The sequence below is a fragment of the Terrabacter sp. P5_B1 genome (genome assembly GCF_056400505.1).
Genome location: NZ_JBFULD010000084.1, coordinates 1 through 13,388, shown reverse-complemented (window position 1 = coordinate 13,388; position 13,388 = coordinate 1). Strand labels below are relative to the sequence as shown.

Below are 13,388 nucleotides of genomic sequence, written 5' to 3'. Positions count from 1 at the left end.
ACCGCGTCGAGCTCGGCAGCGTCGAGGTCGGCGACGACGACCTGCCAGCCCTCGCGCGCCAGTCGGGTCGCGATGGCGCGGCCGATCCCCCGGGCGGCCCCGGTGACGACGGCGGTGTCGGGCATGCTGCTCCTCGCGAGTGGACTAAGCGCTTGCTTACCCTGACGACAAGACCCCTCTCCCGTCAAGTGGCCCGCCCACTCCCCCGCCTCTCCCCACCCGTCGAGAGGCCACGTCTTGCCGCCTCCCACCCGTCGAGAGGCCACGTGTGGCCGCCTCCCACCCCTCGAGAGGCCACGTCTTGCCGCCCCGTGGCGTCAGCCGGCGACGCGGTGCACGAAGGCGACAGCGCGGTCTAACCCGTCGGGCCACGCGTGTCGTATGCCTCGTCGACCATCTCGACGAGGTCACCCGGGACGTGCCTGGCCAGCGCGGCGCCCGAGCGCGCGGCCCCGGGGCCGAAGACCGCCCGGATCATGAGCGCGGAGGGCCAGGGTGTCGTCCGGGCGACGACGGCCACGGCTCCGGCCGCGGTGGCGGCACTGAGTGCGACCGTCCGCGCGAGTCCACAGGCGCGGCCGAGGATCTCACCCACGGGGGTGAATCTAGCCCCGCCCCGAACCAACGTGGCCTCTCGACCAGCACGACGCGGCCACACGTGGCCTCTCGACCAGCTCGACGCGGCCACACGTGGCCTCTCGACGAGTGAGAGGCGGCAACACGTGGCCTTTCGACGGTTGCGTGTCGGTGGGGCGGGGCAAGATCACGTCATGCAGCTCTCCGACGTCGTCGCCACCTCGCAGGCCGTCGCGGCCACCTCGTCCCGCACCGCGAAGGTCGAGGCGCTGGCAGCCTGCCTGCGGCGGGCGGCGCAGGACGGCCCTGACGTCATCGAGGTCGTCACCGCCCATCTGTCCGGCGTGCTGCCGCAGCGGCGCATCGGCGTCAGCTGGCGCGGGCTCCAGGGCTTGCCGGAGCCCGCCGCGGAGTCCACCCTGACCGTCGAGGAGGTCGACCGCACCGCGACGAGCATCGCCGCCATCACCGGGTCGGGCTCCGGCACCGCCCGTTCCAGCGCGGTCCGTGYGCTCTTCGCCCGTGCCACCGCCGACGAGCAGGCCTGGCTGCGGGGCCTCATCACGGGCGAGACGCGTCAGGGCGCCGGAGACGGCGTGATGCTCCAGGCCGTCGCGAAGGCGGCCGAGGTGCCGGACGCCGCGGTGCGCCGGGCCGTCATGGTCGCCGGCTTCGCTGGCCCGGTCGCGCGCGCGGCCCTGACCGGCGGGGCCGAGGCTCTCGACGCGCTGACCCTCGAGGTCGGCCGGCCCCTGCGCCCGATGCTCGCCGGCTCGGCGCCCGACGTCGCCGCGGCCCTCGCCACGCTGGGAGGCGAGGTCGTCGTCGAGACCAAGCTGGACGGCATACGCCTGCAGGCCCACGTCGACAACCGCACGAGCCCCGGCACCGTGCGCCTCTTCACCCGCACGCTCGACGAGGTGACCGAACGGATGCCGGAGATCACCGAGGCGCTCGCCGCCCTCGACGTCGAGACCCTCGTGCTCGACGGCGAGGTCATCGCGCTCGGCGAGGGTGGCCGCCCGCAGCCCTTCCAGGTCACGGGCGCGCGCACGGCGAGCAGCGCCGATGTCGGCCGGCTGCGTGAGGAGGTGCCGCTGACACCGTTCTTCTTCGACGTGCTCCACCTCGACGGCGCCGATCTCCTCGACGTGCCGGCGCGCGTGCGCTGGGAGCACCTCGCGCGCACCGTGCCACCGGCGTGGCTGGTGCCGCGTGAGAGCACCGACGACCCCGGGCGGGCCCAGCGGTTCTTCGCCGACCTCGTCGCCGCCGGCCACGAGGGGGTCGTCGTCAAGGACCCCGCCCTGCCGTATGCCGCCGGCCGGCGCGGTCCCGGGTGGGTCAAGGTGAAACCCCGGCACACCCTCGACCTCGTGGTGCTCGCCGTCGAGTGGGGCAGCGGACGCCGCAAGGGGTGGCTGTCCAACATCCACCTCGGCGCCCGCGACGGGGAGACCGKCGAGCTCGTGATGCTCGGGAAGACGTTCAAGGGGATGACCGACGAGATGCTCGCCTGGCAGACCGAGCGCTTCCAGGAGCTCGCCGTCGACCGCGGCGACTGGGTCGTGACCGTGGCACCCGAGCAGGTCGTCGAGATCGCGTTCGACGGCGTGCAGAAGTCGTCCCGCTACCCGGGCGGCATGGCGCTGCGCTTCGCCCGAGTGCTGCGCTACCGCGACGACAAGCCCGTGTCCGAGATCGACACCGTGCAGACCGTCCGGGAGCTCGCCGGCTGGTGAGCGCCGGGTGGCCCGGCGATGTCCCCGGGTCCTCCTCGCTATCTGTTGCCGATGCCTCGTGACGTAGGTAAGTTCCAAACCAAGGACATAACACGTCATTTGTTCACATCTTCCGGAGGCCCCCATGTCCATGTCCGATCTCTCCCGCCGCTCCGTCATCGCGGGCGGCCTCGCTGCCGCGGCGGCCGGCGCCGCAGCCGGTAGCGCCCGCGCGGCCACGAGCGCGTCCGCCACGCCGCCGGCTGCCGAGAACGGGTGGGTCACCTCGACGATGGCCCGGATGACGGTGGAGGAGAAGGTCGGCCAGCTCTTCATCCAGAACGTCTACGGCAGGGACGCGACGACGCCCGACAGCCGGAACCTCCCGCTCTACGGCGTCGCGAGCCCGGCCGAGGTCGTGCAGAAGTACCACCTCGGCGGCGTCATCTACTTCGCGTGGACCGACAGCGTGCAGAACCCCGACCAGATCGTCGGCCTGTCCAACGGCCTGCAGAGGGCAGCGCTCACGCAGCCGAGCAAKGTGCGGATCCCGCTCCAGATCGCCACCGACCAGGAGCAGGGCGTCGTCACGCGCATCGGGCCACCGGCCACGCAGTTCCCCGGCTCGATGGCCCTCGGCGCCGGCCGCAGCGCCCCCGACGCGCGCACCGCCGCCGCGATCACAGGCCGCGAGCTGCTGGCGATGGGCGTCAACACCGACTTCGCGCCCGACTGCGACGTCAACGTCAACCCGCTCAACCCGGTCATCGGCACGCGGTCCTTCTCGTCGCGGCCCGAGCTCGCCGCGCAGCTCGCGGCCGCCCAGGTCGCCGGCTACCAGCGTGACGGCGGGGTCGCATCCTGCGGCAAGCACTTCCCGGGCCACGGTGACACGGCGACCGACAGCCACGTCGCGTTCCCGATCATCACCCACACGCGCGAGCAGTGGGAGGCCATCGACGCGCCGCCCTTCAAGGCCGCGATCAACGAGCAGATCGACATGATCATGACCGCGCACCTGTCGTTCCCGGCTCTCGACGACTCGGGCAACCCGGCGACGCTCAGCAAGTCGATCATGACGGGCGTGCTCCGCGGCGAGCTCGGCTACAAGGGCGTCATCATCACGGACTCCCTTGCCATGCAGGGCGTCCGGGACCTCTACGGCGACGCGGAGGTCGCCGTGCGGGCCCTCCTGGCCGGCGTCGACCAGCTGCTCATGACGCCCGCGATGGACGATGCCTTCGCCGCCGTCCTCGACGCCGTCCGCAGCGGCCGCATCACCAAGGACGAGCTCGACGCGAAGGTGCGCCGCGTGCTGAGCCTGAAGTACCGCCGCGGCATCGTGGCCAGCCCGTACGCCGACCCGGCCGCCGTGTCGGCCGTCGTCGGTACCCCCGCCCACCTCGCGGCGGCCGACTCCGTCACCGACCGCACGACGACCCTCGTCAAGAACGACGCCAAGGCCCTGCCGATCGCCCCGAGCGGCAAGAAGGTCCTCGTGACCGGCTACGGCGTCGGGACGACGGCGACCTTCGCGGCGGCCCTGACGGCCAAGGGGGCCACGGTCCAGACCGTCCAGACCGGGGCCTCACCGACCGATGCGCAGGTCGCCTCGGCGGTCACGGCAGCCGCTGACAAGGACGTCGTGGTCGTCACGACCATGAAGGCTTGGGACACCAGCGTCACGGACCCGCGGGGTGGCCAGCAGAAGCTCGTCAAGCAGCTGCTCGGCACCGGCAGGACGGTCGTCGTCGTCGCCGTCCGCGATCCCTACGACATCGCCTGCTTCACGGCCGCCCCCACCTACGTCGCGACGTACTCCTACAGCCCGGTCGCGATCGAGGCCGCCGCTCGCGTCATCGTCGGTGACGTCTCCCCCACGGCGACCCTCCCGGTCGACATTCCCGTCGCCGGCGACGCGAACACCGTGCTCTACCCCTTCGGCCACGGCCTCACCTACTGACCGCCGGCCCGGCAGAAACGCGATCGGAGAGCTCCAGATGACCAACCTCAACCGCAGGCAGCTGCTCACCGCCGGCGCCCTGAGCGCCGTCGCGCTCCCAGCGACAGCGGCGGGCTCCGTTGCAGCGCAGCCCGGCCAGACGGCATACGCCAGCAACTACCCGAACAACCCGGTGACGACGGGCGCCCAGAACGCCGCGGCGGCCGGCTGGTCGATGCTCGCGGGGCAGAAGGTCGGGGTCATCACCAACCCGACCGGCATCCTCAGCAACCTGCGCACCATCGTCGACGAGATGCACGAGTCGGGTGCCGTGGACATCGTCGGCGTCTTCGGGCCCGAGCACGGGTTCCGTGGCACCGCGCAGGCCGGCGACTCCGAGGGCACCCACCCCGACCCGCGGACCGGGATCACGGTCTACGACGCGTACGGCGCCAACACGGCCAAGATGACGACGATGTTCCGCACCGCCGGGGTCGAGACGGTCGTCTTCGACATCCAGGACGTCGGCGCGCGGTTCTACACCTACATCTGGACGATGTACACCGCCATGCAGGCGGCTGTCGCCGTCGGCGCCCGCTTCGTCGTCCTCGACCGGCCGAGCCCTGTCGGCGGCACGGCGCGCGGCCCGATGATGACGACGCCGTGGACCTCGGGCGTCGGCGCCAAGGAGATCGTCCAGGCCCACGGCATGACGGTCGGCGAGCTCGCCCGCTACCTCGACGGCGAGTTCCTCGCGGCCGACGCCGGGCGCCGGCTCGCCGAGCTCTCCGTCATCGAGGTCAAGGGCTGGCGCCGGGACGTGCCGTATGCCGTCACCGGGCTGCCGTGGGTCATGCCGAGTCCCAACATGCCCACGCCCGACACCGCGCTGGTCTATCCCGGCACGGGCATGTTCGAGGGGACCAACCTCTCGGAGGGGCGCGGCACGACGCGCCCGTTCGAGCTCATCGGCGCGCCCTATGTCGACTACAAGTGGGCCGAACGCCTTGGGTCGCTGGGCCTTCCGGGCGTCGGATTCCGCGAGGCCTACTTCTCCCCGACCTTCAGCAAGCACACCGGGAAGGTCTGCGGCGGGGTGCAGCTCCACGTCACCGACCCCTCGACGTTCGACCCGATCCGCTCCGCCGTCGAGATGCTCGTCGCAGCCAAGACGCTGTATCCCGACTTCGACTGGCGCTACGACTCCTACGACCCGGCACGCCCGTACTGGATCGACAAGCTGACCGGCTCGCAGCGGCTGCGCACGCAGATCTCGGCCGGCGCTCCCGCCGACGAGGTCGTCGGCGCCTGGCGTGACGAGCTCGCGGCCTTCGACGCCCGGCGCCGGCAGTACCTCCTCTACCGGGGCCCGGCACACTGAGCGGCCGGGACCCGTTGGCAGATCTGGTGCACCATCGAGACGTGGCAGACGCAGCGTCCCTGGGCCTGGACCCCGGCCCCATCGCGGAGTCCGTCGCGCAGATCCAGGCGTGCGAGCAGGCCGCCCCCGGCGGGCACCCGCTCTTCGCCGGCGCGGTGGGGATCATGGGACATGACGGCCGCATCGTCGCTCGCGACGTGAGCGGCTGGGCCGTGCGCTACGCCGACGCGACGAACGAGCTGCCCCGCGACGAGTGGGAGCCGATGCGCACCGACACGATCTTCGACCTCGCATCGGTCTCCAAGCTCTTCACCTCGATCGCGGTGGTGCAGCTCATCGAGGAGGGGCACGTCTCCCTCGAGAGCACGGTGGCGGCATACCTCCCGGAGTTCGCCGCCCACGGCAAGGAGGCCGTCACGGTGCGCCAGCTGCTGACGCACACCTCGGGCTACGCGTCGTGGCTGCCGCTGTGGAGCGCATGGCCCGACCAGGCCTCGCGCATCGAGGCGGTCCTGGACCATCCGCTGGACGACCCGGCCGGCTCCACCTACCGCTACAGCGACCTCAACCTCATCACCCTCGGAGTCCTCGTCGAGAGGCTGCGCGGGGAGCCGCTCGACGCCGTCGTGCGCCGGCACATCACCAGGCCCCTGGGGATGGACGACACCGGCTACAACCCGACCGACAGGTCGCGCACGGCCGCGACCGAGTACCAGGCCGCCCCACCGCGCGGCATGGTGCGCGGCGAGGTCCACGACGAGAACGCGTGGTCCCTCGGCGGCGTCGCCGGGCACGCGGGCGTCTTCTCGACCGCCGACGACCTGGCGATCCTGTCGCAGGCGCTCCTGGACGGCGGCACCTACCGCGGCCACCGGATCCTCGAGCACTCGAGCGTCGAGCAGCTCATCACCGACTTCAACCGGGCCTTCCCCGGCGACTCGCACGGGCTCGGCTTCGAGCTCGACCAGCGGTGGTACATGGACGCCCTCTCCGGCCCATGCAGCGCGGGGCACACCGGCTACACCGGCACCTCCATCGTCATCGACTTCGCCAGCCACTCCTTCGCGATCCTGTTGACCAACCGCGTGCACCCTTCTCGCGACTGGGGATCGGTCAACATCGCTCGCCGCGCGTGGGCTCACGGGCTGGCCAGCGCCCTCCGGATCGACGCTGGGTCGAGGCGCGGGCCGCGCTCGAGCCGGGCACCCAGCTGCTCCGCTGGGGCCTCGAGCCCGACGCGAACCACCCCGGTGGGCACCCCGGTCGCCACCGCGGTCGAGGGGTCGCCCGCGACGGGATCCGGGTGACGGGGCGCCACGGCGTGCTCCTCGACGGCGAGCTTCGCCCCGACGCGCTGACGTCAGCCGGTTGGCAGCCGACCGGTCGCGACGCCGTAGCGTAGGCCCATGCCCGAGACCGAGGACGGCGGCGCGTCTCCCGCAGGCGCCGCGAGCGCATCGCTGCTCATCCGCCTGAGGGGGATCAAGCCGTCGCTGTCGCCCGCAGAGGACCGGGTCGCCGACATCGTCCTCGCCGACGCACGCCGTGCCGCGGGCCTGACCATCAGCGAGCTCGCCACGGCGGCGCGCACGTCCGAGACGACGGTGCTGCGCTTCTGCCGTCGGCTCGGGCTGCCGGGCTATCCGCAGCTGCGTCTTGCGCTGGCCGAGGAGTCGGCGCACCCGCGCACGATGAGCCGCAACGGCACCGACATCAGCGCGAGCGACACCATCGACGACATCATCGCCAAGGTCGCCTTCGCCGACGCGAGCGCCGTCGAGGAGACCGCCCAGCAGCTCGACCGTGACACCCTCGCCTCCGCCGCGGCTGCCATCGCCAAGGCGGGTCGCGTCGACATCTACGGGATCGGCGCGAGCGCGATCGTCGGGACCGACCTGCAGCAGAAGCTGCACCGCATCGGCATCGTCGCCTTCGCCTGGAACGACCCGCACATCGCCCTGACGAGCGCCACCCTGCTCGGCCCCGGCGACGTCGCGGTCGGGATCTCGCACTCGGGCACGACGACCGAGACCATCGAGGCGCTGGCGGCAGCCCGCTCGACCGGTGCGCGCACCCTCGCCATCACGAACTTCCCACTGTCGCGGCTCGCGTCCGGAGCCGACTTCCTGCTCACGACGGCGGCCCGCGAGACGAGCCTCCGCTCGGGAGCGACGGCGAGTCGCATCGCGGCCCTCACCGTCGTCGACTGCCTCTACATCGCGGTCGCACAGCGCAACCTGCGCCGGGTCCGCAAGGCCGTCGCCGACACCCGTGAAGCCGTCGCCGGCCACCACGTCACCGACTGACCCGACGAGGTCGGGGGCGTGGGAAGGCGGGCACTCGTCCGGGTGGGCCCCGGGAGCCTCGGTCCGGGTCGCCGTGACAAGAATGTCACTCATTTACGGCATTGACGCTGGGCGTGTGGGAAACTAACCTCGCTCGGGTGAGCAGCGAGGTGACCGTGAACGCCCCCACCGAGGAGCGCCATCCGGGGACGACGTCCATCGACACGGACACCTCGCTCGACATCCTGCATGCCCTCAACGCCGAGGACGCGACCGTCGCCGGCGCCGTCAGCGAGGTCCTGCCCGAGCTGGCCCACCTCGTCGACCGGGCCGTCGAGTCGCTCCGCGCCGGTGGCGCCGTCCACTACTTCGGTGCCGGCACCTCCGGTCGCCTCGCCGTGCTCGACGCAGCCGAGCTGCGACCCACCTTCAACGCACCTGCCGGTCTCGTCGTCGCCCACCACGCGGGCGGACCGGAGGCCCTCCTCCAGGCGGTCGAGAACGTCGAGGACGACGCCGACCTGGGCCGCTCCGAGGCCGCCGACCTCGCTCCCGGCGACGTCGCCATCGGCCTCACGGCCTCGGGCCGGACACCCTTCGTGGCCGGCGCTCTCGCGCGGGCTCGTGAGCTCGGTGCCGTGACGGCCCTCGTCACGGCCAACCCCGACGCCGAGCTCGCCGTCCTCGCCGACATCCTGCTCGCCGTGCGCACGGGTCCCGAGGCCCTGACCGGGTCGACGCGGCTCAAGGCCGGCACCGCCCAGAAGCTCGTCCTCAACTCCTTCTCGACGGCCGTGATGATCCGGCTCGGTCGCACGTGGAGCAACTTCATGGTCGACGTCGTCGCGACGAACGCCAAACTCCGCGGCCGGGTGCTGCGCATCCTCCGGGAAGCCACCGGCGCCGGTGCGGACCAGGCCCGCGAGGCCCTCGACGCGGCGGACGGCGAGCTCAAGCCCGCCCTGCTGTCCCTGCTCGCGGGCGTCGACGCCGGCACCGCACGCGACGCCATCGCCGCCCATGACGGCTCCGTCGCGAGGGCACTGGACGCCCTTGGCGGCCAGGTTCCGGCAGCGCCCACCCCCTGACACCGACCCGCACCCACCCACCCGTGCCGCCGCCCAGGCGCCTCGCAGAACCCGACAGGAGCACCACCACCATGACGTTCGCCTCACGCCCGCCCGGCTCGTCCCGGCGCGCACGCCGCACGGTCCTCACGATCGCCACGCTCTCCGGCGCACTCCTCGTGACTGCCTGCTCGCCCTCCTCGTCGGGCTCGGCCGATGCGGGCAGCGACGGCAAGGTGACCCTGACGGTGTGGTCGTGGCGCGTGGAGGACGAGGCGGCATACAACAAGATCTTCCAGGCGTRCGAGAAGTCCCACCCGAAGGTCCACGTCGAGTTCAAGGCCTTCAAGGCGAYGGAGTACAACAAGATCCTCGCGACCGGACTCGCCGGCTCGAACGGCCCCGACGTGCCGCAGGTGCGCTCCTACGGCCAGCTGCAGGGCACCGTCGCCAGCAAGTCGCTGCTGCCGCTCGACGGCAAGGTCGACCTGTCCGGCTGGGACGAGAACGTCGTCGCGAGCGCGAAGGGCAAGGAGGACGGCAAGACCTACTCGGTCCCGCTCGCCCGCCAGACGGTCCAGATGTTCTACAACCAGGGCCTGTTCGACAAGACCGGCCTCAAGGCCCCCACGACATGGGCCGAGTTCATCGCGGCCAACGACAAGCTCATGGGCGCGGGCGTCACCCCGATCGCCGTCGGCGCCAAGGACGACTGGACGCTCCCGATCGTGCACGAGGTGCTCGCCGGAGCGCGCTTCGGCGGCAAGGCGTTCCAGAGCGACGTGCTCTCGGGCAAGAAGTCCTTCACCGACCCCGACTGGGTCGCGTCCGTCAAGGTCGTCGGCGACCTCGCGAAGTACATGCCCAAGAACGTCACCGGCGTCGCCCAGACCGACGCGCAGACCCTGTTCTCGGCCGAGAAGGCCGCGATGATCCCGGGCGGAAGCTTCGACCTGTCGGTCCTGCAGAAGGCCAACCCCGCCATGAAGATCGGTATCTTCCAGGTGCCGCCGGCCCCGGGCTCGCCGAGCGGCTCGGCCGCGACCACGGCAGGATGGGCCGATGGCAACTTCGGCGTCTCCGCCAAGTCGAAGCACCCGGCCGAGGCCACGGAGCTCGTCAAGTGGATGACCTCCAAGGAGTTCGGCCAGATGGTGGGCGACGACATCAAGCAGATCTCGGCCGTGCCGGGTGTCGACCCCAGCAACCCGCTGCTCAAGCAGATGAGCGACAACTACGAGAACTCCGGGTCGCCCTACCTGCTGCTCACCGACTTCCGCTACGGGTCCCCCTCCGGCGGCGAGCTGCTCGGCAAGGGTCTGCAGGAGCTGCTCCTCGGCTCCAAGGACGCCGCTGCGGTGAGCCAGGACCTCGACACCGGCGTCAAGACCTGGTTCAAGCCGAGCGCGTGACGGATCCCGCAGGAGACACAGCAGGAGACACGGCATGAGGCGCCGCACCGGCCTGGTCTTCGTCGCCCCGGCCCTCGCATTCTTCGCGGTGTTCGTGCTCTACCCGATGGTGACGGCGTTCTCGTACGCCTTCTTCTCGTGGCAGGGCACGACCCGCGGAGGGTTCGCGGGGGTCCAGAACTTCGTGACGCTCTTCACCAGGGCCCCGTTCACGACCGACCTGCCGCAGGCGCTGTTGCACAACGTGCTCTTCTTCCTCGGCACGATGCTCATCCAGAACACGTTCGGCCTGACGATCGCCTACCTGCTCTACAGCCGTCCGCGCAGCCGCCGGATCCTGCAGACGCTCTATGCGATGCCCTACCTCGTCAGCCCGATCGTCATCGGCTACCTCTGGACCCTGCTGCTGTCGCCGACGTTCGGGCCGGTCAACACGCTGCTGACGAAGATCGGGCTCGAGTCGTGGGCCCTGCCGTGGCTCGGTGACCCGAAGACGGCGATCTGGGTCGTCATCCTCGTCAGCGTGTGGCAGTGGATCGGCTTCCCGGTCCTGCTCTACGGCGCGGCGCTCGGCGGCGTGCCCGAGGAGCTGACCGAGGCGGCACGCGTCGACGGGGCGACCAACCGGCAGGCGTTCTTCAAGATCACCCTGCCGCTGCTCGTCCCCGCCATCGGCACGGTGTCGGTGCTGACGTTCATCTTCGCGATGGAGGCCTTCGCGCTGCCCTACGCGTTCGGCGGGTCGACCGGAAACCCCGCGGGCTCAACGGACTTCGTCTCGCTGCTCTTCTACCGCACGGCATTCGACTCCGGCGCGACCGATGCCATCGGCAGCTCGTCGGCCCTGGCGACGCTGCTCTTCCTCATCATCTTCGGCGGCGCCTACGCCGCCACGGCCGTGCTGCGCCGTCACGAGCGGAGGATCACCGCATGACCACCGCCGTCGCCACCACCGAGGTGCCGCAGGAGCTGGCCGCCACCCGTCCCGCCCAGAGCAGCCGACGCCGCCCCCCGCGGGCCACCCGTCCCGTGGGCGGCCCGGGCGCGAGCCTGCTCCTCTGGGGGTATGCCGCCCTGGCGCTCGTGCCGCTGCTGCTCATGGTCAGCAACAGCTTCCGCTCGAACGCCGACCTCGTCACCGATCCGCTCGGGCTGCCCGCTCCCCCGACGACGGCGAGCTACGTCGAGGCGTGGACGACGGGCAACTTCGCGACGTACTTCGGCAACTCGCTCGCCGTCACCGTCGGCGCGGTCGCGATCTCGACCACGGTCGCGACGATGGCGGCGTATGCCCTGGCCCGCGGCCGATCGCGCATCTTCCGGTGGCTCGAGTCGCTCTTCCTCTCGGGCCTCATGCTGCCGATCCACCTCGCGATCCTGCCGATCTTCTACCTCTTCGACGGGCTCGGGCTCATCGACTCGCGCTTCGGCCTCATGCTGATGTACGCGTCCTCGGGCATCCCCTTCTCGATCTTCGTCCTGACGACGTTCTTCCGGCAGCTGCCGGAGGAGCTCGAGGAGGCGGCTGCCCTCGACGGTGCGAGCAGCTGGCAGACCTTCTGGCGGATCATGGTGCCGCTCGTGCGACCCGCGCTCGCCACCGTCGCGGTCTTCCGCTTCGTGCCGATCTGGAACGACTTCCTCTTCCCCCTCGTGCTGCTGCGCCGCGAGGAGAAGTACACCCTTCCCGTCGGTCTGACGAACTTCTTCGGCGAGAACGCGACGAACTACTCGGCCGTCTTCGCCGGGCTGGTCATCACGACCATCCCGCTCATCGTGCTCTTCCTCGTCGCGACGAAGCAGATCGTGGCGGGCCTCACCGCCGGCATGGCCAAGTGACGGGCCCGCTCGTCGCCGTCGACGTCGGCGGCTCGGGTCTGCGCCTGCGGACGTATGCCGGCAGCCCGGGTCCCGTGCTCACCGCGCCGGGGGCGCGGGTCGGGGCCGACGGCATCGACGTGGCCGCCCTCGTGGCCGACGCCCGGTCCCTGCTGCACGGGGCTGCCACCGAGGACGCTTCTGGCACATCGCAGCCCGAGGTCGTCGTGTGGTCGATGCGGGGCCTGCTCTTCCTCGCGGATCGGGCGTCGGTGCTGCGCTCGGTCGTCGAGGGGCTCGGTGCACGGCGCACCGTCGTCGTCAGCGACGCGGTTGCGGGCCTCGTCGGCGCGACCGGCCGCATCGGGCCGGGGGCCGTCGTCGCAGCGGGCACGGGGGCGGTCGCGTTCGGCACCGACTTCGACCGGCAGTGGCGCCGCGTCGACGGGTGGGGACACGTGCTCGGTGACGCGGGATCCGCGGCCGCGCTCGGCATGGCCGGCCTCCGCGCGGCCCTGCGCGCCCACGACGGCCTGCCCGACGGGTCAGCCACCCTGTTGAGCGCCGCAGCCGACCTGTTCGGCACCCCCGAGGGATGGCCGCGGCTCGTCATGACGACCGCCGACGCACCCGAGCGACTGGCTTCCGTCGCGCCCCTCGTGACAGCGGCCGCCGTGACGGACCCGGTCGCGCACGCCCTGTGCGTGCAGGCCGGGACCGACCTGGCGGTCTCGCTGCTCCGTGCCGCCGACGGCCTCCCCGACCCGCTCCTCGCGGCGACGGGCGGCCTGCTCGCGGCCGCACCCGTCGCGGAGGCTCTCGATGCGCGCCTGGCCGAGGCCGGCGTCGTGCGCTCCCCCGCCCACGGCGGAGCACTCGACGGGGCCGTGCACCTGGCCCGGCACCTGCGGGACACAGGTGGCGTCCCCGAGCACCCGGCATACCTTCTCCTGCGGTGAACTGGCGTGCGGCCAGAACGACAGGGACGAATGAGGCTTTCGGGACGCGTGGGGCGACCAGGCACGGTACCGTCGCACGGGCGGTTTGCCTGTTTTGCGCCTAGGCAACAGGGACCAACGGCCCACCCGAACGACTGCTGTGCTCGAGAGGTTCTGACATGTCCGCTTCATGGTGCCGGCTCACGGGTCTCGTCTGTGCTGCCGTGCTCGCCCTCGGCGGCCCGTCC

Annotated in this window: 11 protein-coding genes and 1 pseudogene; 10 read left to right on the top strand and 2 right to left on the bottom strand. The window is 71.7% G+C overall.

Features of this window, described 5'->3' with window-relative positions:
* Positions 1-113 (bottom strand): annotated as a pseudogene (locus AC1DP0_RS08400) (SDR family NAD(P)-dependent oxidoreductase); the annotation flags it as partial.
* Positions 114-355: 242 nt separating this feature from the next.
* On the bottom strand, positions 356-595 hold the full coding sequence (locus AC1DP0_RS08395; RefSeq protein WP_478083614.1) for a hypothetical protein: 240 nt from the start codon (positions 593-595) through the stop codon (positions 356-358).
* A gap of 175 nt (positions 596-770) precedes the next feature.
* Here AC1DP0_RS08395 and AC1DP0_RS08390 point away from each other — a divergent pair, with 175 nt between their 5' ends.
* The 10 genes from AC1DP0_RS08390 to AC1DP0_RS08345 all read left to right on the top strand — a co-directional run bounded on the left by AC1DP0_RS08390 (position 771) and on the right by AC1DP0_RS08345 (position 13,161).
* Positions 771-2,318: an ATP-dependent DNA ligase gene (locus AC1DP0_RS08390; RefSeq protein ID WP_478083611.1), complete on the top strand. Its 1,548-nt coding sequence runs from the start codon at positions 771-773 to the stop codon at positions 2,316-2,318.
* Between the two features lie 124 nt (positions 2,319-2,442).
* The gene (locus AC1DP0_RS08385; protein WP_478083610.1) at positions 2,443-4,260 is read left to right on the top strand and encodes a glycoside hydrolase family 3 protein; all 1,818 of its coding nucleotides are present in this window, start codon (positions 2,443-2,445) and stop codon (positions 4,258-4,260) included.
* 37 nt (positions 4,261-4,297) lie between these two features.
* Positions 4,298-5,620, top strand: coding sequence for an exo-beta-N-acetylmuramidase NamZ family protein (locus AC1DP0_RS08380; RefSeq protein ID WP_478083608.1), 1,323 nt, complete (start codon positions 4,298-4,300; stop codon positions 5,618-5,620).
* Positions 5,621-5,661: 41 nt separating this feature from the next.
* Positions 5,662-6,927 (top strand): serine hydrolase domain-containing protein, encoded by a 1,266-nt coding sequence (locus AC1DP0_RS08375; protein ID WP_478083606.1) that lies wholly within the window; start codon positions 5,662-5,664, stop codon positions 6,925-6,927.
* 99 nt (positions 6,928-7,026) lie between these two features.
* The gene (locus tag AC1DP0_RS08370) at positions 7,027-7,926 is read left to right on the top strand and encodes a MurR/RpiR family transcriptional regulator (protein ID WP_478083605.1); all 900 of its coding nucleotides are present in this window, start codon (positions 7,027-7,029) and stop codon (positions 7,924-7,926) included.
* 137 nt (positions 7,927-8,063) lie between these two features.
* Positions 8,064-8,993 carry an N-acetylmuramic acid 6-phosphate etherase gene (locus tag AC1DP0_RS08365; RefSeq protein WP_478083603.1) on the top strand — a complete coding sequence of 310 codons (930 nt, stop codon included), beginning with the start codon at positions 8,064-8,066 and terminating at the stop codon, positions 8,991-8,993.
* Positions 8,994-9,064: 71 nt separating this feature from the next.
* Complete coding sequence (locus AC1DP0_RS08360; RefSeq protein ID WP_478083601.1) at positions 9,065-10,384, top strand: extracellular solute-binding protein; 1,320 nt, start codon at positions 9,065-9,067, stop codon at positions 10,382-10,384.
* Between the two features lie 34 nt (positions 10,385-10,418).
* Entirely contained in the window at positions 10,419-11,318 is a 900-nt protein-coding gene (locus AC1DP0_RS08355) for a carbohydrate ABC transporter permease (protein WP_478083600.1), read from the top strand.
* On the top strand, positions 11,315-12,223 hold the full coding sequence (locus AC1DP0_RS08350; RefSeq protein WP_478083598.1) for a carbohydrate ABC transporter permease: 909 nt from the start codon (positions 11,315-11,317) through the stop codon (positions 12,221-12,223). Before AC1DP0_RS08355 ends, AC1DP0_RS08350 begins: the two co-directional genes overlap by 4 nt.
* Entirely contained in the window at positions 12,220-13,161 is a 942-nt protein-coding gene (locus AC1DP0_RS08345) for an N-acetylglucosamine kinase (protein ID WP_478083596.1), read from the top strand. Before AC1DP0_RS08350 ends, AC1DP0_RS08345 begins: the two co-directional genes overlap by 4 nt.
* Positions 13,162-13,388: the final 227 nt, after the last annotated feature.